23 protein-coding genes and 1 pseudogene are annotated in these 26,329 nt (G+C 71.2%); 10 read left to right on the plus strand and 14 right to left on the minus strand.

Features of this window, described 5'->3' with window-relative positions; translation table 11 throughout:
• The first annotated feature begins 16 nt into the window (after positions 1-16).
• From NP777_RS39115 to NP777_RS39125, 3 genes are read left to right on the plus strand one after another with little or no spacing between them, the layout of a single operon-like run.
• The gene (locus NP777_RS39115) at positions 17-2,254 is read left to right on the plus strand and encodes a glycoside hydrolase domain-containing protein (RefSeq protein ID WP_256654934.1); all 2,238 of its coding nucleotides are present in this window, start codon (positions 17-19) and stop codon (positions 2,252-2,254) included.
• Positions 2,251-2,760 (plus strand): hypothetical protein, encoded by a 510-nt coding sequence (locus NP777_RS39120; RefSeq protein WP_256654935.1) that lies wholly within the window; start codon positions 2,251-2,253, stop codon positions 2,758-2,760. Before NP777_RS39115 ends, NP777_RS39120 begins: the two co-directional genes overlap by 4 nt.
• Positions 2,761-3,537, plus strand: a complete 777-nt coding sequence (locus NP777_RS39125; protein WP_256654936.1) for a hypothetical protein — start codon at positions 2,761-2,763, stop codon at positions 3,535-3,537. It begins immediately after the preceding gene.
• A gap of 84 nt (positions 3,538-3,621) precedes the next feature.
• On the opposite strand, the gene NP777_RS39130 is transcribed toward NP777_RS39125, so the two are convergent.
• Positions 3,622-4,218 (minus strand): choice-of-anchor C family protein, encoded by a 597-nt coding sequence (locus NP777_RS39130; RefSeq protein WP_256654937.1) that lies wholly within the window; start codon positions 4,216-4,218, stop codon positions 3,622-3,624.
• A 741-nt stretch (positions 4,219-4,959) separates the two neighbouring features.
• Here NP777_RS39130 and NP777_RS39135 point away from each other — a divergent pair.
• Positions 4,960-5,640 carry a FadR/GntR family transcriptional regulator gene (locus tag NP777_RS39135; RefSeq protein WP_256654938.1) on the plus strand — a complete coding sequence of 227 codons (681 nt, stop codon included), beginning with the start codon at positions 4,960-4,962 and terminating at the stop codon, positions 5,638-5,640.
• Between the two features lie 5 nt (positions 5,641-5,645).
• On the opposite strand, the gene NP777_RS39140 is transcribed toward NP777_RS39135, so the two are convergent.
• Entirely contained in the window at positions 5,646-7,157 is a 1,512-nt protein-coding gene (locus tag NP777_RS39140) for an oxygenase MpaB family protein (RefSeq protein WP_256654939.1), read from the minus strand.
• The gene (uppS, locus tag NP777_RS39145; RefSeq protein ID WP_256654976.1) at positions 7,154-7,867 is read right to left on the minus strand and encodes a polyprenyl diphosphate synthase; all 714 of its coding nucleotides are present in this window, start codon (positions 7,865-7,867) and stop codon (positions 7,154-7,156) included. The genes NP777_RS39140 and uppS overlap by 4 nt, the downstream gene beginning before the upstream one ends.
• A 262-nt stretch (positions 7,868-8,129) precedes the next feature.
• Between uppS and NP777_RS39150 the strand changes: the two are divergent.
• Positions 8,130-8,498: pseudogene (locus NP777_RS39150) on the plus strand (glycosyl transferase); the annotation flags it as partial.
• A gap of 3 nt (positions 8,499-8,501) precedes the next feature.
• Positions 8,502-10,448 (plus strand): galactose oxidase-like domain-containing protein, encoded by a 1,947-nt coding sequence (locus tag NP777_RS39155; protein ID WP_256654940.1) that lies wholly within the window; start codon positions 8,502-8,504, stop codon positions 10,446-10,448.
• 19 nt (positions 10,449-10,467) lie between these two features.
• Here NP777_RS39155 and NP777_RS39160 read toward each other — a convergent pair whose 3' ends face one another.
• The 4 genes from NP777_RS39160 to NP777_RS39180 form a co-directional block, all read right to left on the minus strand.
• A complete protein-coding gene (locus NP777_RS39160) occupies positions 10,468-11,538 on the minus strand; it encodes a glycoside hydrolase family 6 protein (protein WP_256654941.1) in 1,071 nt (356 codons plus the stop codon).
• Between the two features lie 888 nt (positions 11,539-12,426).
• Positions 12,427-13,146 carry a class F sortase gene (locus NP777_RS39170; protein WP_256654942.1) on the minus strand — a complete coding sequence of 240 codons (720 nt, stop codon included), beginning with the start codon at positions 13,144-13,146 and terminating at the stop codon, positions 12,427-12,429.
• Positions 13,147-13,169: 23 nt separating this feature from the next.
• Entirely contained in the window at positions 13,170-13,760 is a 591-nt protein-coding gene (locus NP777_RS39175) for a hypothetical protein (protein WP_256654943.1), read from the minus strand.
• A gap of 146 nt (positions 13,761-13,906) precedes the next feature.
• The gene (locus NP777_RS39180) at positions 13,907-14,689 is read right to left on the minus strand and encodes an HAD-IIA family hydrolase (protein ID WP_256654944.1); all 783 of its coding nucleotides are present in this window, start codon (positions 14,687-14,689) and stop codon (positions 13,907-13,909) included.
• A gap of 223 nt (positions 14,690-14,912) precedes the next feature.
• On the opposite strand from NP777_RS39180, the gene NP777_RS39185 reads away from it, so the two are divergent.
• Positions 14,913-15,101, plus strand: a complete 189-nt coding sequence (locus NP777_RS39185) for an antitoxin (RefSeq protein ID WP_256654945.1) — start codon at positions 14,913-14,915, stop codon at positions 15,099-15,101.
• Positions 15,102-15,144: 43 nt separating this feature from the next.
• On the opposite strand, the gene NP777_RS39190 is transcribed toward NP777_RS39185, so the two are convergent.
• Together NP777_RS39190 and NP777_RS39195 are read right to left on the minus strand one after the other, a co-directional pair.
• Positions 15,145-16,914 (minus strand): hypothetical protein, encoded by a 1,770-nt coding sequence (locus NP777_RS39190; RefSeq protein WP_256654946.1) that lies wholly within the window; start codon positions 16,912-16,914, stop codon positions 15,145-15,147.
• A 118-nt stretch (positions 16,915-17,032) separates the two neighbouring features.
• Entirely contained in the window at positions 17,033-18,277 is a 1,245-nt protein-coding gene (locus NP777_RS39195; RefSeq protein ID WP_256654977.1) for an ROK family transcriptional regulator, read from the minus strand.
• Between the two features lie 68 nt (positions 18,278-18,345).
• On the opposite strand from NP777_RS39195, the gene NP777_RS39200 reads away from it, so the two are divergent.
• Complete coding sequence (locus NP777_RS39200; RefSeq protein WP_256654947.1) at positions 18,346-19,446, plus strand: Gfo/Idh/MocA family protein; 1,101 nt, start codon at positions 18,346-18,348, stop codon at positions 19,444-19,446.
• Positions 19,443-19,931 carry a heme-degrading domain-containing protein gene (locus tag NP777_RS39205; RefSeq protein WP_256654948.1) on the plus strand — a complete coding sequence of 163 codons (489 nt, stop codon included), beginning with the start codon at positions 19,443-19,445 and terminating at the stop codon, positions 19,929-19,931. Before NP777_RS39200 ends, NP777_RS39205 begins: the two co-directional genes overlap by 4 nt.
• 76 nt (positions 19,932-20,007) lie before the next feature.
• Here the strand turns inward: NP777_RS39205 and NP777_RS39210 are convergent, their stop codons facing one another.
• From NP777_RS39210 to NP777_RS39230, 5 genes are all read right to left on the minus strand, one after another.
• A complete protein-coding gene (locus NP777_RS39210) occupies positions 20,008-20,874 on the minus strand; it encodes a fumarylacetoacetate hydrolase family protein (protein WP_256654949.1) in 867 nt (288 codons plus the stop codon).
• Positions 20,875-21,012: 138 nt separating this feature from the next.
• On the minus strand, positions 21,013-21,672 hold the full coding sequence (locus tag NP777_RS39215; RefSeq protein ID WP_256654950.1) for a YidC/Oxa1 family membrane protein insertase: 660 nt from the start codon (positions 21,670-21,672) through the stop codon (positions 21,013-21,015).
• A 176-nt stretch (positions 21,673-21,848) separates the two neighbouring features.
• The gene (locus NP777_RS39220; RefSeq protein WP_256654951.1) at positions 21,849-22,169 is read right to left on the minus strand and encodes a DUF6412 domain-containing protein; all 321 of its coding nucleotides are present in this window, start codon (positions 22,167-22,169) and stop codon (positions 21,849-21,851) included.
• Between the two features lie 211 nt (positions 22,170-22,380).
• Positions 22,381-23,151, minus strand: coding sequence for a class E sortase (locus tag NP777_RS39225; protein ID WP_256654952.1), 771 nt, complete (start codon positions 23,149-23,151; stop codon positions 22,381-22,383).
• 120 nt (positions 23,152-23,271) lie between these two features.
• Positions 23,272-24,624, minus strand: a complete 1,353-nt coding sequence (locus NP777_RS39230) for a DUF445 domain-containing protein (protein ID WP_391858664.1) — start codon at positions 24,622-24,624, stop codon at positions 23,272-23,274.
• Between the two features lie 247 nt (positions 24,625-24,871).
• On the opposite strand from NP777_RS39230, the gene NP777_RS39235 reads away from it, so the two are divergent.
• On the plus strand, positions 24,872-26,182 hold the full coding sequence (locus NP777_RS39235) for an SGNH/GDSL hydrolase family protein (protein ID WP_256654953.1): 1,311 nt from the start codon (positions 24,872-24,874) through the stop codon (positions 26,180-26,182).
• Positions 26,183-26,329 lie beyond the last annotated feature (147 nt).

The raw sequence follows: 26,329 nt of genomic DNA on the forward strand, positions 1-26,329 counted from the left end.
CACTGAAGGAGACGTCATGGCCGACGCCATGGTCATGCGGGCGCAGCAGTTCATCAACGACACGTACGGCGGAAAGCTGGGCATTCCGGCGCTCGAGGTCGACGGGAAGACGAGCTGGACCGTGATGTACGCGCTCACCCGGGCGCTCCAGTACGAGCTGGGCATCACCAGCCTCTCGGACAGCTTCGGCCCCACCACGCTGAGCACGCTCCAGTCGAAGTACCCGAAGCTCACCGCCAGCACGACGCCCTCGGCCAAGTTCACGAAGATCATTCAGTCGGGGCTGTACTGCAAGGGGTACAACGGCGGCGGGATCGACGGGGCGTTCAGCTCCACGGTGGCGAACTCGCTCACCGAGTTGATGACCGACATGGGCGTGGCGGGCGTCTTCGAGGCGGGCAGCCTCTCCCCCAAGGTCTTCAAGGGGCTGCTCACCATGGACGCGTACATCGTCACCGGTGACGGCGGCACCGGCATCCGCACCGTGCAGCAGCATCTGAACGCCAACTACGTCAAGCGCCAGGACTACTTCATCATCCCGTGCGACGGACACCACTCGCGGACCGTCGCCAAGTCCATGCTGCTGGCGGTGCAGTACGAACTCGGCATGGCCGACGGCGTGGCCAACGGGAACTTCGGCCCCGGCACCCAGTCCGGGCTGAAGCAGCACACCGTCGCCTCGGGCGAGACCAGCACCTGGGTGCGGCTGTTCTCCGCGGCGATGATCCTGAACCAGCGGCCCAACGTACCGTTCAGCACCTCGTTCGGATCGGCGCTGCAGTCGGCGGTGAACAGCTTCCAGGACTTCGCCAAGCTCCCGGTCACCGGAAAGGGCGACTACTCCACCTGGGCGTCGCTCCTGGTCTCCTACGGCGACCAGGACCGCCAGGGCCAGGCGTGCGACGGCGTCACCAAGATCACCCAGGCTCGCGCCAACACCCTGAAGGCCGCCGGGTACAAGTACATCGGCCGCTATCTCACCAACCCCAGCACCACCGATCTCCCCGAGAAGGCCATCCAGATCGGCGAGCTCCAGACCCTCGCCGACAACGGGCTCCGGTGTTTCCCGATCTATCAGACCTTCGGCCGCGACGCCTCGGGCTTCAACTACACCGCGGGCAACGCGGCGGCCATCGCGGCGGCGAACGCGGCCGATGACCACGGCTTCAAGGACGGCACCCGGATCTTCTTCGCCGTGGACTTCGACGCGTACGACTACGAGGTCACCGACAATGTGCTGCCGCACTTCAAGGGCATCGTGGACGGCATGGCCATCGCCGGGAACCGGTACAAGATCGGGGTCTACGGGCCGCGGAATGTGTGCATCCGGGTCTCCGAGGCGGGCCATGCCACGGCGAGTTTCGTCTCCGACATGTCCAGCGGCTTCTCCGGGAACTACGGCTATCCGCTGCCGCCCAACTGGGCCTTCGACCAGATCGTCACCAAGACGATCGGTTCCGGCGACGGCTCGATCAACATCGACAACAACATCGCCTCCGGCCTGGACACCGGACAGGGGTCGTTCAATCCCCCGGTGGCGACGATGCCGGACAGCCTCTTCAACCAGGCCTATTTCCCGGGGCTGCTCTACGACGTCCAGACCTACATGCAGTCCATCGGCTTCCCCGAGGACGACGGGCGGATCTACACCACCACCCAGTGCCTGGAAACGATCATCGCCGGGGATGTCGCCGTGACGAACACGGCACGCGCCTACGGTATGCGGAAGGCGCTCATCCAGACCACGGCGTTCTGGGAGTTCCGGCACTACGGCAATGAGGACCTGGTCAAGGACGCCGGGGTGTGGCTCTATCACAACGGCTATGTGCCGGACTGGGCCAAGGACCTGCCTGGAGTGGTGTCGCTGCGCGACAGCAGCACCGGTGTGGCCCAGATGTTCGGGCTGGTGGGCGTGTACTGCTGGAACAACTCCATCAGGACCGGCCTGGTGACCGGCACCCCGAAGGACCCGAACAAGGACTCCGACGTCTTCTCGGTGTGGGACAAGCTGCGTACGGACAACGACTTCGCCCTCACCTCCGTCGGCCACGCCCATATCTGGGGAGCCGACGGCAAGCCCGGCAGCGTCGACGCGGAGACGGGGATCCGCCGGCCCTCGCTGGACTACAAGGAGTCGGAGATCTACGAGGTGCTGCGGCGCTACCAGGGCCCGAAGGAGCCCGCCTTCACCGACGCCAAGAAGCGCATGCCGCTCTACTACATCTTCGAGAAGTACAACAGGATGATGCGGTGAGCAAATCACCTTCATCGCTGGCGTCCGATTCGCCGGATGGACTCAACTCGATCCTGCTGCTGTTCATCTGCCTGATCGGGGTCATCACCTTCTGTACCCTGCTCGCCCTCCTCGGCTCCGGCATGGCCAAGCGCACCGGCCGCCGGAAGAGCCGGGCCGAATGGTTCCGCGGAATCGCCCTGCTGTCCGTCTGCGCGACCATCGCCCTGTACATCTGGGGCGCGCTCCATGTGATGTTCATGGAGAGCGACACCATGCGCGAGGCGTGCGCCAAGGCGGGCGGGCCGGAGAAGGCGGCTCAGGTCGACCGCTACTCCGCGAGCTACCTTCCCCTTCGCTTCACCTGCCAGATCGACAAGGGCGGAAGTTACGCCGCCGCGGTCCCCGGATACGTCAACCCGGCCATGGGCATCGCCTTCGTCCTGGCCATCGCCACCGGCGCCGTATCCGTGGTGGCCCGCGACCAGAACCGGTCCACCAGCCCTACCGTCACGAGGGGACGATGAATGAGCGTGTTCGACCCATCCCGTAGGCAGTTGCTCGCCCGCTCCGGTGCGCTGTTCGGCGCGGCCGCGCTGGCCTCCCTCCCCGGTTCCGCGCTGCTGGCGACGCCCGCGTACGCCGCGTCCTCGCACTCCAAGACGCCCACCGGCGAGGAGATCCGGAAGGCATACCGCCGCTTCCGGGCGAACCAGGCCCGGGTGCTGACGGGCAGACCGAGCCCCAACGGCTGGGAGATGGAGAAGGTCGCCGACGGCGGCGGAGCCATCTGGTCCCGTCCGGTGCCCGGCACCCCGCTGGAGGGCGTCACCGTCCGCATCGGCGCACCGGAGGCGGTGCTGGTCCATGTGATCCGCCGCTTCCACTACGAGATCGACGAGCTCCGCAAGGGCGATGTGATCGGCTGGCGCAGCCCCGGCACGGTCCGCAAGGGGCTGCCGGAGGGCAACCAGGCGTCGGGGACGGCGGTCCGGATCCGGCCCGGCCACTACCCGCCGGGTGCCAAGGGCGGCTTCTTCCCCCAGCAGGAGGTCGTGATCCGCGACATCCTCGCCGAACTCGACGGCGTGGTCCGCTGGGGCGGGGACGACCGCAAGCCGGACGAGTCGCTCTTCTACGTGGCCGTCCGTCCCGGCGATCGGCGGCTGGCCGAGGTCGTGGTCCGGCTGAATCGCTGGCGCGAGACGCCGGGCAGCGGCGCGGGCGCCCCGGTCGATGTGCTCGCGCCGAAGCGCCGCAAGGCCGCGACGTCCCTGGCCCGCAGCCAGCGCGCGGCGGCCTGAACGGCGGCCTGAACGGTGCCTTGAACGAAATTGCGGGGAACCGGGGAGCCCCGGCGCGTGCGGCGCCGGGGCTCCCTTTCGCGATCAGTCGCAGGAGGGGCAGGGCGTGCAGGCGCTGACCCTGACGTCGTCGATGACCGGCCCGTAGGCGCCGGTGCCGGTGCTGGTGCTGGCGAACGCCAGCGTCGTGGAGGTGCCACGGGCCACGAAGGTCACCTCCCGGGTGACATAGCCCATGTTCGTCACGGTCTTGCCCGTGACATCGAAGCTGAAGTCCTGGAAGTTCTGCCCGTCGATCAGCACCTTCCCGGTCCTCACGGGCGGGCCTCCCGCCGGGTTGCCGGCCAGGGAGTACGTCACCGAGTACTTCTTCCCGGGGACCGTGGTGAAGGTCTGCTCCACCGTGCCGGGGCCGCCACCGTTGAGGTCCACGGACTGGCCCCCCTCGGCCGCCTGCCAGAAGCCGTCCCCGATGTGGTCCACGTTTCCGGACGTGACCTTCCACGGCCCGATGGTCCCACCCGTCCCCACGTTCACGAACGTGTTGGCCGCCACGCTGGGCGTCTCGAAGCTGCCGTCGTCGAAGCGGCTGACGGCGGCGGCCGTCGCGACGCCGGCCCCCGAGCCGACGAGCACCCCGGCGACGGCGACCGCTGCGACAAAGATGCGAATAGGCGACATGTTCCCCTCCAGTGCGACTCATTCGGTAATGCACCGAATTGATGGCGCAGCAGAATCTTCCGCACCGCAGACACACACGCCAGGGCTCGGTCCCCGGCGCACCGTGGTGCGGACCGGGTCGAGCGCGGCTGGTGCGCCGGTCGATCACGCCGGGCCGCCCCTTGGGGAGGGAGTGTTGGGTTGCGCGGTTCGGTCGAGCGCGGCGCCGTCTCGCGCCTTCGGCGCATTTGAGCAGCGGGGCAGGGGGTGGGGGGCGCGGCCGCGTCGCCGGGCGCCGGGCGGCCGGATGTGGCCGCCGGTGGCGGCTACGGTCCGCCGGGGCGGGGGCCATTGCCGGACCGCCTTGCCAGGGGTGGGGTACCCCTCTCGAAACTGTTTGACAAATTAGTTGCTTCAGATCAAGCGTTTTTTAGGGGGGTACCCGGAGGGCCGCCCTGGCCCCGTCGACCCGCACCCCGGATCGGCCCCGACCCTCGGGCACGGAAGCCGCCACGGCGCCCGCCCCCACCGGCCCGGCGGCCGGCGACGAGGCCCCGGCCCCCACCCCCCGCCCGCATGCTCAAAGTCACCTCGACTCGGTGATCCGCGCCCATACGGTCTTGCTGCCCGGCCGCCTTCATCCCGCACATCTGACCTGCTCGCGCAGCCGCCGCTAAGCTGTTCGGATCGGAGGTGGCGGTGGCGGTGGCGGCACACTCGAGTTCGCATTCCCGTTCCCATTCGCGTTCCCATTCGCGGGGGATGACGAACGACATCCAGGAACGCATCAAGCGGCTGATCATCGACCAGCGGCTGCCCTCGGGCGCCCCGCTGCCCACCGAGACCGAGCTGATGGAGTTGCTCGGCGTCAGCCGCAACTCCGTGCGGGAGGCGCTCAAGGCGCTGCAGGCGATGGGGATCGTGGAGATCCGGCACGGCTTCGGGACGTACGTCGGGCCGATGTCGATGGTGCCGATGATCGAGGGGCTGATCTTCCGTACCGTCGCCGGGCACTACCGGGGCGAGGACAGCCTCCTCGAACTCCTCGAGCTGCGCGAGGCCGTGGAGACGGGGCTGATCGCACGGCTGGCCGGGCGGATCCCGGAGGCGGATCTCGCCGAGCTGGACGCGGTCGTGCGGCGGATGGAGGCGGAGGCGGCGGAGGGCTCGGTGCGGGCCGAGACGGACCGGGCGTTTCACGCCGCGCTCTACGGGAGTCTGGACAACTCGCTGCTGAGCGAGGTGCTGGAGGCGTTCTGGGACGCCTTCCACCGGGTGCGCACCGACCTCGTGGACGTGCCGACCGATCCGCGGGTCACCTGCAAGCAGCACCGGGAGATCCTGGAGTCGGTGCGCTCGGGAGATGCCCTACGAGCCGAAGAGGCGATCCGCGACCACTTCGGGAACATCCGCATCCGGCTGCGGTCGGCGCATCGCGACTGAGCGGCTCACGCCTGGGCGAGCAGAGGGTCGTAGGCCGCCGATCGCCGGCGGCCGGACATGAAGGCCAGGAAATCCCCGATGAAGGCGCCGCGCGTGTAGGTACGGTCGGTGCCGACGGTGTCACGGTGGAACGCGGTCCGGAACAGCGTCCGGTATTCGTCCGCGTCGATGTGCTGGTCACCGTTCTTGTCCGTGGCGTCGAAGAGGACCTCGGCGACCTTGATCAGTGCGGGACCGGCCAGGGAGGGAACGGCGGCGGCGTACTCGTGGGCGCTGACGCGGCCGTCACCGTCGGCGTCCAGTGCCGTCTGGAGCTCACGCCACCAGTCGGCGTAGGCGTTGTAGAGCCTCGTTTCCTCGGGCTCCGCCAGATCGAGGCGGGTGGACAGTTCGCGGGCCATGGCGGCGAGGTCCGGCCAGTCCAGGTACCCGTCGCCGGTCTGGTCGAGAACCTCGCGGAAGAACTCCTCCGCACTGCGTTCGGCGTCGGTGCGGAAGCCGGGTTCCGGTTGCGGCGGGAGCGGCGTGATGAGCCGGATCAGGGCACCGGCCCGCCGCATTTTGTCGTGCAGGGCGGTGACCGCCCGGGCTCGCGGGTCGTCACTGTGCGGCGAGAGAGCCAGCAGGTCGGCGATGGCGTCGGCCCGGACCCAGCCGTCCGGCAGGAACCGGGCCAGACCGACGGCCAGATAGGCCCCCTGCATCAGGGTCTGCGCACCGGGCATCTCGGGCAGCCCGGCACGCCGCCGGAAGGGCTCCGGGAGCGAGGCAACGGTGATCGCCCCGATGAGCGGGCCGACGACGGCCCGGCCGGTGGCCCACAGCGTGGGCAACCCGCCCAGCAGGGCCGGAGCGGGCAGATGGTCGAACAGCTTGTAGAGGATGATCCGCATCGCCTCGGTGTTCTCCAGTTCCTGCGCCACCACGTGGTCGTAGTAGGGCCAGAACTCGGAGAGGGTGGGCGGCAGATGACCGGCCTCGTCGCCCATGGCGGCCAGGTATGCCCGGAACTCGGTGTACAGCCGCTCCATGGCGTGCTGCTCAAGGGGCTGGCCGCTCAGTCGGCACATGGTCACGGTGGACTCGAAGATGGTCGCCACCACCCAGGCCCGTACAGCGGGGTCCATCGCGCTGTAGGGCCGGCCCCGCGGGTCGGTTCCGTTGAGCCGTGCGTGGAGACGGTTCAGCCGTGCCGCCTCGCGGAGCCGTACCTGCTCGTCGTCGCCGAACATGCGCTGCAAGCTGCGTAAGGTGTTGCGCAGCCGTCGCCACGGGTGGGCGACGAAGGTGGAGTTCTCGATCAGCGCGGCGCCGACCTGCGGGTGCGCGGCCTCCAGGACAGTCGCCCGGACCATGGCCAGCGCCCACCGCGGATCGTTGACGAATTCCTGGAACTGCGAGCCCGCGCCGAACAACGGCCCGGGTCCGTCCGCCGCGCCCGGCCGTGACGTACCGCCGTCGAACTCGGTCGCACCGTCCTGGGCGCTGTCGGGGGTTCCGCCGTCTGCGATGGTCATGATCGGGAATCTCCGTTCCGCTCGGGCAGCACGCCGCCGAAGCGGCGATCGCGTTGCCGGTAGGTGTGCAGGCATTCGAGGAAGTGCGGCGCGCGGAAGTCGGGCCACAACACGGCCGGGAAGACCCATTCCGCGTAGGCGACCTGCCAGAGCATGAAGTTGGAGATGCGCTGTTCCCCCGAGGTCCGGATGACCAGGTCCACGTCGGGTGTGTCGGGGAAGGGCAGATGGGCGGCGAAACTCCGCTCGTCCACCGACTCGGCCGCCACCCCCGCGCGGATCAGCGACCGTGCGGCCGCGACGATGTCCCCGCGGCCGCCGTGATCGAACGCGACGGTCAAGGTCATACCTCGGTTGTCGCCGGTCAGTGTCATCAGGTCGGCGAAGTCGCGTGCCAGCCCCCGAGGGATCCTCGGGTCGCTCACCCCGAGGAAGCGGCAGCGGATCCCCCGCACGTGCAGCAGCGGCGCGTGCTTGCGCACCACCGCGCGCACCAGCCGCATCAAATAGTCGACCTCGGCACCCGGCCGGCTCCAGTTCTCGGTGGAGAAGGCGTACAGGCTCAGCCACTCCACGCCCGCGGCCCGAGCCGCCTCGATGACGTCGATGACGGTCGTCTCCGCCGCCCGGTGACCTGACGTACGCGGCAGCGACCGCTGGGCCGCCCACCGTCCGTTCCCGTCCATCACACACGCCACGTGACGCGGCACCCCGAGCGACCGGTCACCATCGGCGAACCGCGACGCGGAAGTGGGATCGGCGAACGCGTCGCCCGCGGTGTGCCCAGCTATCACGGCAGCCCTCCCCTTGGCCCGCCACCACAGATCGACACGGCGATCGCGCCTGAAGCAGGGTGCCATCCCCCGAGCCCGAATGGCGCACCAGAGCCACATATTCACCCTTGGAACTGTTGTCCGAATTCACTGGCACCGAGGCCGATTTCCAGCCGGACGCGGACACCCACCCCTTGCCCACGTTTCTCCCCATGAGCCCGAGGGGTCCGGCGGGGTAGCCGGAATGGTCATGACGGCGCTGGCCGCGCCCATTTACGCCCGCTCGCTGCTCGATACCGTGCTGCGCCGCAAGAGCCGCTTCGTGGTGACGCCGAAGGGCGACTCGGCGAGCCCCGACACCCTCTTCGGCACCTTCCGGATCCATCTTTTCTTCCTGGTGGTCTTCGGCGGGTCGCTCGCCTCTTCCTTCCACTTCGGCCACAGTCATCCCGCGATGACCGTTTGGGCATCACTTGCCCTGGCTGTCACAGCCGCGCCGATCATCGCCTGGCGGTGGACCGTCCGCCAGGAGAAACGGAACACGCAGCCCGCCCTTGGGGGACGATAAGAAGTGAAGTACCGACCGAGTCGCCGCACCCGCCGCTTCGGGATCGGTGCGGCGGCCATCTTCGTGCTGGCCGGGATGAACGGCCCGGCCCTCTACCGTTTCAGCTCGGACAAGTACCACGCGTACAAAATCAACCAACCGGAGTACAAGGCGGAGAACGGCCACTGGGATGTGGTCGATGTCCCCGAGGAATACCGGATCAACACGATCCACGCCGCCCTGCTGCACACCGGAAAGGTGCTGCTGGTGGCCGGCTCCGGGAACAACGCCAAGAACTTCGCCGCCAAATCCTTCCGCAGCGTCCTGTGGGCCCCGGAGAAGAACACCTTCACCAACATTCCCACCCCCAAGGACCTCTTCTGCTCCGGGCACAGCCAGCTCCCGGACGGAAAGCTGCTGGTGGCGGGCGGCACCCAGCGCTATGAGAAGCTCAAGGGCAATGTCGAGAAGGCGGGCGGACTGATGTTCGTCCACAACGAGAGCCCCGACAAGCCGAAGACCCTCCCCGCCGGGACCCGCTTCACCGGGAAGGAGAACGGCAAGACCTTCGAGTCCAAGGACCCGATTCTCGTGCCACGCGCGACGAAGAGCAAGAACCGCAAGGGGAAGGTCACCGTCACCGCGAGCACGGTGCGGGTCTATGTGGAGGCGTTGCGCAAGGGGAAGAAATACCAGACCGGAACCGAGGACAATTACCGGATCTCCGGGCTGAAGGGAAAGGACAAGCGGAACTTCTACGGGATCGCCCAGAAGCTGTCGTTCGACAAGAAGGACTTCCAGGGCATCAAGCAGGCGTATGAGTTCGACCCGAAAGCCGAGCGGTATATCCCGGTCGATCCGATGAACGAGGCCCGCTGGTACCCGACTCTGACCCCCCTCCAGGACGGCAAGGTGCTCGCGGTCTCCGGGCTGGACGAGATCGGCCAGGTGGTGCCGGGGAAGAACGAGATCTACGACCCCAAGACAAACAAGTGGAAGTACCTGCCCAAGAAGCGCTTCTTCCCGACGTACCCCGCGCTGTTCCTGACCGACAAGGGCCGGATCTTCTACACCGGCTCGAACGCCGGATACGGCCCTGAGAACAAGGGCCGCACGCCCGGTATCTGGGATCTGAAGACCAACCGGTTCGACGTGGTCCCGGGCATCAGCGACTCGGACGCCCTGGAGACGTCGATGTCGGTGCTGCTGCCGCCCGCACAGGACCAGCGGTACATGGTGCAGGGCGGGGGCGGGGTCGGCGAGGACCCCAAGTCCACGGCGAAGACCCGGATCGTCGATCTGCATGCCGATAAGCCGCGGTTCCGCGATGGCCCGGATCTGTATGCGAAGGCGCGCTATCCGAGCAGTGTGATCCTCCCCGATGACACCGTTCTGACCACGAACGGCTCGGGCGACTACCGGGGCCGCGGCGCCACCAATGTGCTGAAGGCCGAGCTCTACACCCCGAAGAGCAACACCTCGCGCGCGGTGGCCGATCCACTGGTGGGCCGCAACTACCACTCGGGGGCGCTGCTCCTGCCGGACGGCCGGGTCATGACCTTCGGCTCGGACTCGCTCTTCGCCGACAAGGCCAACACCAAGCCGGGTGAGTTCCAGCAGCAGATCGACCTCTACACCCCGCCGTATCTCTTCCGCGACTCCCGTCCGAAGCTCACCGACACCGCGCCCAGGACGGTCAAGCTCGGCGGGAAGACCACCTACCGGACCGCGCAGGCGTCGGCGATCACCAAGATGCGGCTGATCCGGCCCGGCTCCTTCACCCATGTGACCAATGTCGAGCAGCGGTCGATCGCCCTCGACTTCACGCGGTCGAAGGACGGGGTGACGGTGACCCTGCCGAAGGACTCGTCCATGGTGCCGCCGGGGTGGTACATGCTCAACGCGGTGGACGGCCAGGGGACGCCGTCGAAGGCGGTGTGGGTGAAGGTGCCCGCCCCCACGAAGAAGTGACGGCCGTCCAGCCGTGCTTCTAGCTGTCCTTCCTGCTGTCCTTACGGTCGGCGTTACGGGCGAGATCGAGCGCGTACCGGGGCCACCACCGACCCGCGGTGGGACCGCCCTTGCAGGTACCGTCCGACTCGCCCGGACGCTTGATCCACAGATAGGCGTCGATCCGCTTGTCCCCGGTGTCGACGGTCGGCCGCTCGCCCAGCGCCCGGCCCTTCGGGTTGCACCACGCCTGCGGGTCGTTCTTCCCCGGGGCCGGGCCATTGCCGTTACGGCTGGTGTCGATCACGAAGGGCTTGCCGCCGAGCAGCGCGGACAGCCGCTTGCCGTACGCCCGGTTCTCCTGGGTCGTCTGGTAGTTCGAGGTATTCAGCGCGAAGCCGTCGGCCTTACGGATACCGGCACGCTTCAGCGGCTCGACCATCCGGCGCGGGTCCTTGATCCAGTGCGGGTTCCCGGCGTCCAGATAGACCTTGGTGCGGGGCAGCCCCTTGAGCTTGTCCACGGCACCGGTCAGTAAGTCGTACCGCTCCTCGTGGAACTTCTTGGGCGTACAGCCGTCCACCGCGTGCGGCAGCGCGTCGGGCTCCAGGATGACCGTCGCCCGGCGGTCGCCGATCCCCCGGACCGTCCTGTCCAGCCAGGCGCGATAGGCGTCGCCGTCGGCCGCGCCGCCCTTGGAGTACTGCCCGCAGTCGCGGTGCGGGATGTTGTAGAAGACCAGCAGCGCATCCCGGTTCACCTCGTCCGCGGCCGCGGTGAACCCCCGCGCCTGCCCCTCCGGGTCGTCCACCCCCAGCCACTCCGCGATGGGCTGCTCCGCGATCTTCTCCATCAGCCTGGCCTCGTCGTCCTCGCCCCTCTTCCGATACGCCGCGACCTGGCGCGCCGCGCTGCCGTCCGGATTCACCCAATAGGGGATCGTGGCCTTGGGCCGCTGCTTCGGCTGCCTTGCGACCGAGGCATGATCGCTGCCCCCCTCCGAGGCCCCGAAGCACCCGGAGACCACAACGCACGAGAGGAGCGCCCCGGCGACGGAAACCACGCGAGCACGGGCGACGTGACGCGAACGGCCGGCGCGACTGCCGTACATCCACTCCCCCTTGGGTGCACACCCCGGGGAACGAACGGCGCTCCCCCGGCGGGACAAGACCGGTCGAATCAATCCTTACATACCCCCCCGAACCACCATGCCCTCATCCACAACCCACCCCTCTTTTCGCCCGTACGCCTGCGATGACTCCGCCCCGGCGAACCCCCGGGTGAGATTCGGGGGCTCCGCCCCGCGTGGGGGTGCGGGGGCTCCGCCCCGGGTGGGCGTGCGGGGGCTCCGCCTCGGTGGGCGTGCGGGGGTCGCCCCAGGTGGAGGTGGGGGCTCCGCCCCGGTGAGGGTGCGGGGGCTTCCCCCGGGCGGGGGAGCCGGGGCTCCGCCCCAGGTGGAGCTGCAGGGGCGAAGCCCCATGCGGGGCGCGGGGCGCAGTCCCGAACGGGCCCGGAGCGCGGCCGAAAGCGGGGCTTGGGGGGACAGCCCCGAACGGAGTCTGGGGCGCAGCCCCCAGCGGGGGCTGGGGCACAGCCCCGGGTTGAGGTGCAGGGGGCGGACCCCAAGCGGGGTCTGGGACGGAGTTCGGGGTGAGGCCTGGGGACGCAGCCCCGGCGAGGCCTGGGACGCAGCCCCGAGCGAGGCCTGGGGACGCAGCCCCGAGTGAGGCCTGGGGACGCAGCCCCGGCGGGGCCTGGGACGCAGCCCCGAGTGAGGCCTGGGGCGGGGCCCCGGGCGGGGGCTGGGACGCAGCCCCGAGCGAGGCCTGGGGACGCAGCCCCGGCGGGGCCTGGGACGGAGCCCCGGGTGGGGGCTGGGGCGGAGCCCCGGGTGGGGGCTGGGGCGGGGCCCCGGGTGGGGGTGCAGGGGGGAGTCCCATGGTTTCGGGAAGGGGCGGGGTGGGGAATTGCTCGCCGCAGGCGCCGCCCGTCACATCGGCTAGTGCGGTGCATTGCGGCTGCCCGCCGACACGTTGTCGGGGGACCGCATCGTGCCCGTCAGGTAGGCCGAGACGACGATGTTCGCCGAATACGTCCGGGTCGAGCGGTTGTACTTGCCCCCGCACGTGATCAGCCGCAGCTCCGCGCGGTCATGGGACCGCGACCCGTACACCCGTCGCGCGTCGAAGTGCTTCTCCGGCACCACCTCGACGTCCTCGACCGTGAACTCCGCCGTCGTCCCGTCCGACCGCGCGACCCGCACCCGCTCCCCCCGCTTGAGGTCGCTCAGCTCGTGGAAGACCGCCGGTTTGTTCTTCGTGTCCAGGTGGCCGACCAGCAGCGCGGCGCCCGGGGAGCCGGGTTCGGGGCCGGCGCGGTACCAGCCGACCGTGCCGGGGCGGCTGAAGGGCGGGGGCTTCACCGCTCCGTCGCGGTCGAGGCCGCTGGCGACGATCGGGGCGCGGACCCCCGCCGCCTCGATCACCACTCGCCGCGGCTGGGCGGAGGCCAGCGGCGCGTGCGCCGGGGGCAGCGGATGGGCGGACGGCCGCCCGACCGCGGCCACGTCCCCGGTCATCGGCGCCGGACCCCCCGTCCCCTCCGTCGTGTCCCGGCCCCACATCCACAGGCCCAGCAGCAGCGCCGCCCAGGCGAGTCCGATGGCCGGCCGCCCGAGGCCGGAGAAGCGATTCCCGATGCCGTCCATGTGTCCGTCCATCTCGGTATCCAGATCGGTGGCGATCAGCTCGCGGTACGGGAGGGATGGCGGCGGCGGTGGACCGCGAGGCCGCCGACGGCCACGGCCGTACCGCCGGAGAGCACCAGGCCGTACGCCTCCGCGGCGCCGATGTCGTCGCGTGGCCGCGCCTCGTCCGGCGCGGTGCCGCCCCCGCCGGCGCGGACGGGGGCGACGGGCGAGGGCGGGCGCTCCACGGCGAGGGCGACGCCGCCCGCGCCGTCCTGCCCGGCCCCGCCCGTACCCTCCGCGTCCGTTCCGTCCCCGCGTACGAGGCCGCCGCCCGCGCAGTCCAGGGTGACCCGGTGCGCCCCCTTGGCCGCCGTCGAGCGGATCGTCGCCTCGCTGAAGAGCGCGTCGCCTTCGGGCGTCAGCTCCGCGTCATCCACGAACACCGGCGACGAGGCGGTGGCCATCCGGTCCGGGCAGCCGAAGGCCCAGACCTCGACCTCGGCGCCGGGGGCGAGGGCCCGCGGACTGATCCGGATCGTGGTGGTGGCGGAGTGGCGCTGGTCGGCCAGGGCCGGAACGGCGGCCGTCACCGCCGCGACGGCGGCGCATGCTGCGGTACAGAGAGTGAGTGCGACAACGCGCATGGTGAAACCTCCCGATACCAAGAGGCTCACGCGCCCGGCAGGGCCCCGCATCCGCTGCGGGCGCCTACTGCGCCATCCGGGGCACGGGGCTCACCGGGGGGTCACGCCAACGCTCACCGACGGGTTGCGCCACGCTCACCGACGGGTCAGGCGATGCGTTCCACGAGGTCCTCGATGGACTCGACGACCGTGGACGGGCGGTACGGGTACCGGTCCACCTCTGCCGCCTTGGTCACCCCGGTGAGCACCAGGAAGGTCTCCATACCGGCCTCGAGCCCGGCCCGCACATCCGTGTCCATCCGGTCGCCGATCATCGCGCTGGACTCGGAGTGGGCACCGATCGCGTTCAGCCCGGACCGCATCATCAGCGGGTTGGGCTTGCCGACGAAGTAGGGCTCCTGGCCGGTGGCCTTGGTGATCAGTGCGGCCACGGAGCCGGTGGCGGGCAGCGCGCCCTCCGCCGAGGGGCCGATCTCATCGGGGTTGGTGGCGATGAACCGCGCGCCGTCGTTGATCAGCCGGATGGCCTTGGTGAGCGCCTCGAAGCTGTACGTACGGGTCTCGCCGAGCACCACATAGTCCGGCTCGACATCCGTAAGGACGTAGCCGATGTCGTGCAGCGCGGTGGTCAGCCCCGCCTCCCCGATGACATACGCGGTGCCGCCGGGGCGCTGCTCGTCCAGGAACTGGGCGCTGGCCAGCGCCGACGTCCAGATGTTGGCCACCGGAACGTCCAAGCCGATGCGGGACAGCCGGGCATGGAGGTCGCGCGGGGTGTAGATGGAGTTGTTGGTGAGCACCAGAAAGGGCGTGTCCGAGTCACGCAGCCGTTTGATGAAGGCATCGGCACCGGGCACCGGTATGCCCTCGTGCATCAGCACACCGTCCATGTCGGTGAGCCATGACTTGATCGGCTTGCGCTCTGCCACTGGTTGCTCTCCGCTCGGAATCGACTCAGGCGACGACCTCAGCCTAACCGGGCAAAGTGCTGGGGCGACCGCCCTGTGTTCCGGAGCACGCTCCGTTCGCCGTCCGTTCGCGCTCCGTCCCAGCGCGACAGATCCGCACAGGTGTCTGATCCTGGGGAAGGGGCGGAATCCGCCCCTCCGTGGAACGAGTCGGGCCGTGAGGCCGGACCGTAAGGAGGCCGCGATGGGCATGATGGACAAGCTCAAGGGCGCGATCAGCAAGAACCCTGACAAGGCTCGGAAGGGCGCCCGTAAGGGGGCCGAGACCGCGGACAAGAAGACCGGCGGCAAGTACTCGGAGCAGATCCAGTCCGGCTCGGACAAGGTCGACGAAGAACTGCGCCGCCGGGGCGAGGGGCCCCGGGGCCAGTAGTTCGTACCCGCGCCGGATATGAGGGCGCCGGGGCGCGGGAGGCTCAGACCCCCGAGCGCCGGGACCTCACCACGAGGACGGTTCCGCAGGTCACGAGCGCGGCGCTGATGACGCCGAGCCCCGCGAGCAGGGCGGTGTGACGGCCCGTCGCGGCGAGTTCGGGCATCCGCTCGTGCTCGCGCTCATGGCCGCCGTCCTCCTCGTGGCGGCCGTCACCGCCGGTACCGGTGCCGGGCTCGGCCTGGGGCTCGCGCCCGGTGTCGGTGCCGGGGTCGGTCTCGGTGCCCAGGCCGGTTCCGGCGCCGGGGTCGTAGGTCTCCGTGCCCAGCCCGGTGTCGGTGCCGAGGTCGGTACCCGCGTCGGTGCCGGGGTCGGTCTCGGTACCGAGGTCGGTGTCCGTTTCCAGGCCCTCGTCGAGGCCGGTACCGGCATCGGTGCCGGTGTCGGTACCGGTCTCGGCGCCGGTGCCGGTGCCGGTGCCCGTATCGGCGTCGGTACCCGTATCGGTCTCCGCGCTTGAATCCGAGCCCGGGTCCGTGCCCGGGTTCGAGCCCGGGTCCGAGCCCGGGTCCGCCCCGAGGTCGGTGTCCATGTCGGTATCGGCGTCCGCACCCAACTCGGTATCCGTATCGGCGTCGGTATCCGCTCCGGTCCCCGCGTCCTCCTCGGCGCTGGGATCGGTGCCGGTGTCGGCCTCCGCGCCGACGTCGGCGCCCGCCTCCGTGTCGGCATCAACGTCGCTGTCGGCGCGGGGCGGCACCGCGGCCGGGCTGCTCTCCTTATGGATCGCACCGGGGCTTCTGGTGGCGCTCGGCTTCCGGCTCGGAACGGCCGAGGGGGTCTCCGTCTCCTCGGCCGTTCGGCTCGGCGTGGCCGTGGGGCGCTTGGAGCGGGTGCTCGGCTCCGGAGCGGGCTTCGTCTCGTCGTCCCCGTCGGTGGCGGTTCCGGTGCCTGCGTCGGTATCCGTCCCGGTCTCCGTAACCGTAAGCCCGCCGGGGCGCGTGGCCGCCCTCGTACGCGTTCCGGCGTCCGGGCCCGTGGTTCCGGTACCGGTGGCGGTATCTGGCGGAGTACCGGCCCCGGCATCCGCACCCGTCCCCGAACCGGCACCCGTCCCCGAACCCGTACTCGTACCCGAACCCGTACTCGTACCCGTACTCGTACCCGTACTCGTACCCGAACCCGTACTCGTACCCGTACTCGTACCCGTACCCGTAGCCGTCGCCGCCCCGCCGACGCGGAAGACATAGTCGTTCGACTGCCCGACCCAGTCGCCGTCGTCCGCACGCCGCTGTACGGCGATCGCGTTGGCCGTCACCGGCCCCTCGGGCGCGTCCGCGGTGAAGCGCGTGCGCACCTGGACGTCGACGGTCTTGTGCGCGGGCACGGTGAAGCCCTTGAAGTGGTCTTCGAAGACCCCGATGTTCTCGTCCTCGTCCGTGGTCTGGAAGGAGACGGTCCGCCAGGTGGCGCCGCCGTCCGCGGAAGGGTCCAGGAACTCGAAGCCGATATGGCGGGGCCGCAGTTGACGAGCCTCGTCGACCAGGACGGCGATGGGGTGGATGGCGCGACAGCCGGTGTCCGTGGCGTTGCGCAGTTCGAGATGCCAGCCGCGCCAGCCGCCGCCCTGGGCGTACTGGTCCGGCCCGCCGCGCAGATGGGCTTCGATCGGAAAGTCGGAGGCGTTCCGGTCCCCGCAGGCGGCGGGCTCGGCCTCGGCGGCGTACGCCGGGACCCCATAGAGGGCCGGGGCGAACGCGAGCGCGGCCGCCGGTAGGACAGCTCGTAGGGACAGTGCGGTGGGCAAGCGCATGAGTGACCTCTGCTGTGCTGCGGTTTTCCCCGAGCACTCCGCTACATTCCGCGTCCGCACGCCGACACACCGCACCAGGCCCGGATTGCCCCCGACTGGCGGTCAGGATCCCCCTCGATCAGCCCAGTGCGAACAGCGGTGCGAGCACCAGCCGGGCGGCGCCCTCGACGACGGCCCGCTCGCCCCGCTCCACGACGTCCACGGAGACCGGGGGCCGACTGGCGCGGGCGGAGTCCTCGGCGATCATCGTGGCCACACCACGAACGTACGGCTCCGGGTCGGCCAGCACCATCCGGCCGCCCAGGAGCACCCGGTCGATGTCGAGGAGCCGTACGAGGTTGGTCGCGCCGATGCCGAGCAGCCGCGCGGCGTCCGTACGGTCGCCACGCGCGACGGCGGCGAGGCACAGCGCCTCCAGACAGCCGTTGTTGCCGCAGTCGCAGGGCGGCCCGTCGAGCTGTATCACCTGGTGCCCGAACTCCCCCGCGTCGGTCCGCGCGCCCCGGTACACATCCCCGCCGAGCACCAGACCGGCACCCAGGCCGGTGCCCAGGTGGAGATAGGCGGCCGACTCGGCGGTCCCGGAGGTCACCAGTCCGAGCGCCGCGGCGTTGGTGTCCTTGTCGAGGACGACGGGGAGGGCGAGCCGCTCGGCGAGCGCGTCGCGCAGCGGGAAGCCGTCCCACTGGGGGAAGCCGGTGACGCGGTGCAGCACGCCGGAGCCGTGGTCGAGCGGTCCGGGCGCGGCGACGCCGACACCGAGCAGCCCGCCACCCGCGGCCAAGCCACTACCGGCGCCCGCCGCGACGTCGGTACCGCCGCCCGCGGCGATGCCGCCACCCGCAGCGACGTCCGTCCCGCCGCCCGCCGCGATGCCGCTACCGGCGCCCGCCGCGATACCGCCACCCGCCGTTCCGCCCACCACGCCGCCGGCCGCCGCGTCCGCCAGAAGCGCCCTGACCTCGGCCGTGGCCGCCGCGAGCGCCTCCTCCGCGGGCGCGCCGAAGTCGAAGGGGGCCGAGCGGGCGGCGACCGAGGTGCCCGCGAGGTCGACCAGGACCGCCGTCACCTCGTCACGGTCGAGCTGGAGCCCGATCGCATGGCGGGCGTCCGGGACCAGCCGGAGCGCGGTGGGCGGTTTACCGCCGGTCGAGGCGCGCTGACCGGCCTCCGCCAGCAGCCCCTCCGCCCTCAGCCGGGCCGTGATCTTGCTGACGGCCTGGGGGGTGAGGCCGGTGCGCCCGGCCAGCTCCGGCCGGCTGATGCCGTCCTCGCCCGCGTCCCGCAGCAGTCGCAGGACGAGTGCGGCGTTATGGCCGCGCAGGGCGGTCAGATTGGCTCCGGGCCCGGAAGCTCCGGACATCGTGCTGTTCACCCCTCCATTGTGGCCACCGCTTGCACTTTGGCAACACTGTTGCCAAAGTGGCCCCCATGGATGCCACCGATGACAGCAGCACCATCCGAGTGGGACTGATCGGCTACGGCCTGGCCGGATCCGTCTTCCACGCCCCTCTGATCGCGGCCACCGAGGGGCTGGCCCTCGACACCATCGTCACCTCCAGCCCGGAGCGGCAGCGGCAGGCGCGTGCCGAGTTCCCCGACGTCCGGCTCGTGGACTCCGCCGATCAGCTGTGGGACCGGGCGGATGAGCTGGACCTGATCGTCATCGCCTCCCCGAACCGCACCCATGTCCCGCTCGCCCGCGCCGCCCTCGAGGCGGGGCTGCCGACCGTCGTGGACAAGCCGCTGGCCGCGACCGCCGCCGAGGCCGAGGAGCTGGCGGCGCTCGCCGAGGCCCGCGGACTGCTGCTGACCGTCTTCCAGAACCGCCGCTGGGACAACGACTTCCGCACCCTCCGCAAGCTGCTCGCCGAGGGCGCGCTGGGCGAGGTGCAGCGCTTCGAGTCCCGCTTCGAGCGGTGGCGGCCGCGGCTCAAGGGCGGCTGGCGGGAGTCCGGCGACCCGGCCGAGGTCGGCGGGCTGCTGTACGACCTGGGCAGCCATCTGGTCGACCAGGCGCTCACGCTCTTCGGCCCGGTCGAGTCCGTCTACGCGGAGGTCGATATGCGCCGCCCCGGGGCGCAGACCGACGACGACACCTTCATCGCCCTCACCCACACCACTGGGGTCCGCTCCCATCTGTGGATGAGCGCGACCACCGCCCAGCTCGGTCCGCGCTTCCGGGTGCTGGGCAGCGAGTCCGGCTATGTGAAGTACGGACTCGACCCGCAGGAGGCCGCCCTGCGCGAGGGGCTCCGCCCCGGCGACCCGTCCGCCGAATGGGGCGCCGAGCCGGAGGGCGACTGGGGCCGGCTGGGCGCGGGAGAGTCCCCGACGACCGGCGGCGGCGCCCCGGTGGAGACCCTCCCGGGCGACTACCCCGCGTACTACGCCGCCGTCGCCGCCGCCCTCCGCGACGGCACCCCGCCGCCGGTCACCGCCGCCGAGGCCGCGGCCACCCTGCATGTGCTGGAGGCGGCCCGGGTGGCGGCCGCGGAGCGCCGTACCGTCCGGATCGAGGTCCCCGCATGAGCGAGCACACCGACGCGATATCCCACGTGGCGGAGCTGGAGGAGCAGGAGCGCCGGCTGCGGCTGCCCCACTTCGACAACGACGACGCCTGGCGGCTGGGCTGCCTCATCGCCGACCTGGCCCAGGAGCGCGGCGCCGCCGTGACGATCGGCGTCCAGCGGGCCGGTCAGCGCCTCTTCCACCGCGCCCTGCCGGGCACCTCCCCGGACAATGACGCCTGGCTGGAGCGCAAGTGCCGGGTCGTGGAGCGCTACGGGGCGAGTTCGTTCCTGGTCGGCACCCGCTTCCGCGCCAAGGGCAGCAGTTTCGAGGAGTCCTCGCGCCTCGACCCCGACCGGTACGCGGCGCACGGGGGCGCCTTTCCGATCCATGTGACGGGCACGGGCGTCATCGGCGCCGTCGCGGTCTCGGGGTTGCCACAGGCCGAGGACCACGCACTGGTAGTGGCGGCGCTGGAGCGCTATCTGTCGACGGTCCGGGGCTGAACGGCCCAGGGCCGAGTCGGGGGAGGGGCGGCCCGGCGGGTCCGCCCCTCCCCCGTTCAAATGATCCGGTCCCGCGTCAGGCGTCCTTGAACTCCTGGCGCTGGCGGCCCAGCCCGTCGATCTCGAGCTCGACGACATCACCGGCGCGCAGATACGGCTTGGGCTCGGGGCGGCCCATGGCCACGCCCGCCGGGGTGCCGGTGTTGATGACATCGCCGGGGTAGAGGGTCATGAACTGGCTGAGGTAACGGACCACATGGGCCACACCGAAGATCTGGTCCGCCGTGCTGCCGCTCTGCTTGAGCTCGCCGTTGACCCAGAGGCGCAGGCCCAGGGCCTGCGGGTCGGGGACCTCGTCGGCGGTCACCAGCCAGGGGCCCAGGGGGTTGAACGTCTCGCAGTTCTTGCCCTTGTCCCACTGACCGCCGCGCTCGATCTGGAAGGCGCGCTCGGAGACGTCGTGGGCCACCGCGTAGCCCGCGACCGAGGCGAGGGCGGCCTCGTCGGAGCCGAGGTAGCGGGCGGTGCGGCCGATGACGATGGCGAGCTCCACCTCCCAGTCGGTCTTCACGCTGCCGCGCGGGACGAGGACCGTGTCCTGGGGGCCGACGACCGTGTCCGGGGCCTTCATGAAGACGATGGGCTCTTCGGGGATGCTCGCGCCGGTCTCGGCGGCGTGGTCGTGGTAGTTCAGCCCGATGCACACGATCTTGCCGATACGGCCGAGCGGCGGGCCGATCCGCACCCCGCCGTCCTCGATCGCGGGCAGCGCGTCGTCCCCCTCGGCGGCCGCCGCCGCGCGCACCCGCGCGAGGGCGGCCTCGTCGGCGAGGAGGGCGCCGTCGATGTCCGGGACCAGGGCGGACAGATCGCGCAGGGTGCCGTTCTGATCGAGCAGCGCGGGGCGTTCCGCGCCCGCCGGTCCGACTCGCAGCAGTTTCATCCCAAGACTCCCGAGGTCACAGGCCGGTGCGAGGCGCCTACCGGCCGATTGATCCTCCCTTCAGGGGCGTCCAGCCCGCAAGACCTCGTTCACGGACTGGGACATCGGTCCCAAGGGTGACCGGGGCGGGGGTCGGCGTCAGCGCTGCAACAGGGCCCGCTCCACCGCCGTCCAGGTCGCGCTGGTCGCCAGGTAGAGCGCCGCCGCCAGCGGGACCACGGCGGCGGTGACGAGGGTGCCGAACGACAGCAGCGGCAGCGCCCGGGCCATTCCGGACGCCCCGGGGACGGTCACCTTACGGGCGCGGAGATACGTCCAGGTGGCCACGGCCGCGATCAGCGCGAAGAGCCCGAGGTAGACCAGCCCCGGCCCACCGCTGAGCACCCCGCCCCAGTGGGCGCCGAGCGGGGCCCCGGCGAGCGTGTGGTCGAGCAGGTCTCCGGCGCCGCTGCCGGTGGAGAACACGTGGTACATGACGAAGAAGACCGGAAGCTGGGCGAGGGTCGGCAGACAGCCCGCCAGCGGTGACGCGCCCTCCTCCGCCTGGAGTTCCGCCATGGCGCGCCGCATCCGCTCCGGGTCGTCCCGGTGCTTGCGGCCCAGCTCCGTGATCTTCGGCGCGAGCGCGGCCCGCGCCTTCTCGCCGCGCGCCGCCGCCCGGACCAGGGGGTGCAGCGCGGCGCGGACGCACAGCGTGAACAGGACGATGGCGGCCGCCGCCGCGGACGCGCCGAAGAGCGGATCGAGGCCGTCCGCCATGGTGGTCAACAGGGAGCCGAGGGATGAGAAAAGGGACATGGGAGCCCTCCGCGGGTCTCGTCGTGCCGGAGTGAGGAAGACATCGGCGTGACGAGCCGCGTGGCGCGGCGGTACGGATCCTGGGATTCCGGGGCTCCGCCCCGGACCCCGCTCCTCGATCTCCCCCAGCTACCGCTGGGAGGTGCCCCCTGGAGAGGCTGAAAGAAGCGGTGCGCCTACGCGGCCGTCGGCAGGCGACGGCCCGGCGCTCGGGGCCTCGGGCGTCCAGCGGCATCGGGATCCCGCTGCGGCAGGAACGCCGTACGGCGCTCCCGGTCCCGTATCGCGGTGCGAATCCGCCCGGCGGGAACGGGTGTTCGGCCACCGGAGGCCAGGATCGCGCATATGGCCGGCGCGGCGGCGACGGCGGTCGTGGTCGCGACGGTGGCGGCGAGGGCGACGGCGCTGACCACACCGCTCTGCGCCAGCAGAACCCCGGTCAGCAGGAACAGACAGACGCCCAACTGCGCCCGCAGCGCGTCAAGTCGTCGCGGCACCGTCCCGTCCCCCCTCTCCCGGACCGGTCTCCCCTCCTGGCTCCGCCAGTCTAAGCAGATCGGCGGAAGTCGGCTGCGGTTCGGATGCGGTTCGGCTGCGGTTCGGCTGCGGTTCGGATGCGCCCCGCGGGGGCGCGGGGCTGTGTCGATATGCGGCTCCGCCGCGCGGGCGCGACCAGCCACGACGGCGCCGCAGACGATCGACGGCAGGTCAGGGCACTCGTGGGGCCGCGGCCCGCAGCCGGGCCCAGACCACCAAGCGGTAGCGAGACGTGAATTCGGGGGTGCAGGTCGTCAGCGTGAGGTAGTAGCCCGGCTCGGTGTAGCGGTAGCGAGGGTGGGCGGAGCTGTACGGCACCCGCGCGATCACCGTCCCGTCGGCGGGCGAGGTGCGCGGCAGAGTGCGCTCGATCACGTACGTATAGCGGGCGTCGGCGGTGTCGACGCGCACCGTGTCGCCCCGGCGCACCTCGTCCAGCCGGCGGAAGGGCTCGCCGTGGGTGTTGCGGTGGCCCGCGAGGGCGACGTTGCCCGCCTGGCCCGGCTGTGCGGTGCGCGGATAGTGGCCCACATAGCCCTTGTTGAGCACCGCCGCGCGGCCGATGCCCTCGGCGATGGGCACCGTAAGGCCGATACGCGGGATCCTCAGCACCGCGTACGCCTGGTCCCGGCGCGGCCCTCGGCCCCCGGCGCCGCTCCCGGCCGACCGGTCACGGTCATGGCCACGGCCGCGGTCGTCCCCCTGAGCGGAGTCGGCGGATCCCGTCGCCCCCGGCGTCGGCGTCGCGGGGTCCGCCGCCCCGTCCTGCCACCGCCGCTCCAGCACCGACACCTCGTGCCGTGCGCCCGCCCTGGCCTGCCGGTTGGTCCACCACAGCTGGTGGACGACGAAGAGCAGCACCACGACCCCGAGGGTGACGGCTAGTTCACCGGCCGTCCACAGTCCCCGGGCGAGCACGGCACGCCCACCACGACGTCGCACGCGCGCACCATAGGCCAGGCCGCGCGCACCTTCCAGAGACGGGACGCGGCAATCCATCCGGGGCCGCGAGCCAACCGCCCGGCGCCACGAGCCAACCGCCCGCCAACCACCGCCCGCGCGCTATCCGCCCAGCGCCCGCGAGACCGTATAGATCACCAGCCCGGCCAGGGCACCCACCACCGTGCCGTTGATCCGGATGAACTGCAGATCCCGGCCGATATGCGCCTCGATCTTCCGCGAGGTGTGGTCCGCGTCCCAGCCCGCCACCGTCTCGCTGATCAGCGAGGTGATCTCGTCCCGATACGTCGTCACCACATAGACGGCGGCGTCCTCCAGCCAGCCGTCGATCTTGTCCCGCAGCCGTTGGTCCGTCACCATCCGCCCGCCCAGCGACAGAATCGCCGCCCGGGCCCGCTGCCGCAGCTGGCTGCGCTCGTCCTCGGCCGCCGCGACGATCATCGCCCGCACCGAGGCCCAGGCCGAGGCGATGATGTCCTGGACGTCGCCGCGCCCCAGCACCTCGCTCTTCACCCGCTCCACCCGCAGCCGGGTGTCGGTGTCGGACTGCAGATCCCCGGCGAAGTCGGTGAGGAAGCGGTCCAGGGCGCCGCGCGCCGGATGGTCGGGCATGTCGCGCATCTCGGTCACGAAGCGCAGCAGTTCCTTGTAGACGCGCTCGCCGACCTTGCGGTCCACGAACCGCGGCGTCCAGCCGGGGGCGCCACCGGTCACGGCCAGCATCACCGAGTCGTTGTGCTCCACCAGCCAGTCGTGGGCGCGCAGACACACCAGGTCCACGGCGCGGCGGTGGCCGCCGTCCGCGACCACCCGCTCCAGCAGCTTGCCCAGGCCCGGTGCGATCTCCTGGCTGTCGGCCCGGCGGGTGATCGCCTCGCCCACCACGGCCTGCACATCGGAGTCGCGCAGCACCGTGAGCGCGCCGCGCAGCGCGGTGGCCAGCTCGGCCGTGACCCGGTCGGCGTGCTCGGGCTCGGCGAGCCAGGTGCCGAGCCGGCTGCCGATGCCGACCGCGCGCAGCCGCATCCGTACGACGTCGCCGGAGAGGAAGTTCTCCCCGACGAACTCCCCGAGGCTGGCCCCGAGCTGGTCCTTCTTGGTGGGGATGATCGCCGTATGGGGAATGGGCAGCCCCATGGGCCGCCGGAAGAGCGCGGTGACCGCGAACCAGTCGGCCAGGGCGCCCACCATGCCCGCCTCCGCGGCCGCGGCCACGTAGCCGGGCCAGCCGCCGATGCCGGAGGACCGCGCCCAGGTGGCGAGCACGTACACCAGTGCGACGCCGAGCAGCAGCCCGGTGGCGAACGCCTTCATCCGGCGCACCCCGCGCCGCCGCTCCGCGTCGAGGGGGCTGTCCGTGACGAAGGGCACAGCCGCGCCCCGAGACCGCGGAACTGCCGTCTCACCAGTCGTTCTTCGCTCCATACGCTCCACCTGGTCGACCCGTCTCCCCATGCATTGTCTCTTTCCGGTCTCGGTCGCCCATGGGTGGAACGAACGGTGAGTTCCCGTCGTCTGTCTGGGGGAGCGACCCAGCACATTGGGGGCAGGCCGACAGGCGGAGCCGGGTCCCACCATGGGATCATGGGAGACCGACCGGACCGCATCGGCAATGCCGGATTCCACCCGCCGTTCCCGTCCACTTCCGGAGCCTCGGGCTCCGTCTGCCCGAGGAGACAGCCCGCCCATGAGCATGCCCCCAATGCCCAGACGCACGGGGTATGCCGTGCTCGCTGCGCTGGCGGCTGTGGTGATCCTCGTCTCCACCGCGATATTCATCGGGCTCGGTGGTGACAAGGGCGGTTCGGACCCCCGTGCGCAGGGGGCCCGCGGCTCGGCCGCCCCGGCCTCGGCCGGTGCCTGGGTGGGCACCTGGTCCACCTCGGCGGCGGCCGCCGAGCCGAGGACGCTGCGCGGCGGCCTCTCGGGCATGTCGATACGGAACGTGGTGCACACCAGCATCGGCGGCACCAGCACCCGGATCCAGCTCTCGAACTTCTACAGCAGCCGTCCGCTGACGATCACGCATGCCTCGGTGGCGCTGGCCGCCGCGCCCAGCAACCCCACCGCGGCCGCCGGCACCATGCGCCGTCTCACCTTCGACAACCGGACCTGGGTGACGATCCCGCCCGGTAAGGCGACCACCAGCGACCCGGTGCGGCTCGCCGTCCCGGACGCGGCCGATCTGCTGGTCACCACCTACACCCCGCAGGCGTCCGGCTCCGTGACCTACCACCCGCACGCCCGCCAGACCTCGTACCTGGCGCGTGGCGACCGTACGGAGGACACGGAGGGCGCCGCCTACACCCAGCAGAGCCCGTACTGGCGCTATCTGACCGGTGTGGACGTGTGGTCCAAGCAGGCCGAGGGCGCGGTCGCGGTGCTGGGTGACTCGATCACCGACGGCATCACCTCCACCGCCGGGGCCAACCACCGGTGGACCGACTTCCTCTCCGAGCGGCTGCGCAGCGAACCCGGGGCGCCCCGCTTCGGCGTGCTCAACCAGGGCATCAGCGGGAACCGCGTGCTGAGCGACGGCACCCAGTTCCCGCCCAACAACCCCAGCGGGCTGTCCCGCTTCGACCGCGACGTGCTGTCCCGTACGGGCGTCAAGGCCGTGATCATCGAGCTGGGCGTCAACGACATACTCCGCATCCCCCACCAGACCGACCCCAACCGGATCGTGTGGGGCCTGAAGCGGCTGACCGAGCAGGCCCACGCCCGGGGCCTGCGGGTCATCGGAGCCACCCTGACGCCCTTCTACGGGCACCGCGGCTACACCCCCCAGCTGGACGCCGTGCGCGAGCAGATCAACGCGCAGATCCGCGCCGGGCGGGTCTTCGACGAGGTCGTGGACTTCGACAAGGCGCTGCGCGACCCGATCAGCCCGCTGCGGCTGCGCCCGATGTTCGACTCGGGCGACCATCTGCACCCGAGCGACGACGGCTACCGCGCGATGGCGCGGGCGCTGGACCTGGACCACCTGCGGGGCCGCACGGCGGCCGAGCTCTAGAGGACCCGAGAGGGCCCGGACGAGCTCCGGAGGGCGCTCCCTACGGTTCGGGCAGCGCCCCGAAAGGGCGCGGGGCTGTGTCGATGTGCGGCTCCGCCGCGGGGGCGCGACCAGCCGCGACGGCGCCGCAGTCGGCCAACGACGCAT

Origin of the sequence: Streptomyces rugosispiralis, from assembly GCF_024505145.1 — a bacterium.
GTDB lineage: Bacteria > Actinomycetota > Actinomycetes > Streptomycetales > Streptomycetaceae > Streptomyces > Streptomyces rugosispiralis.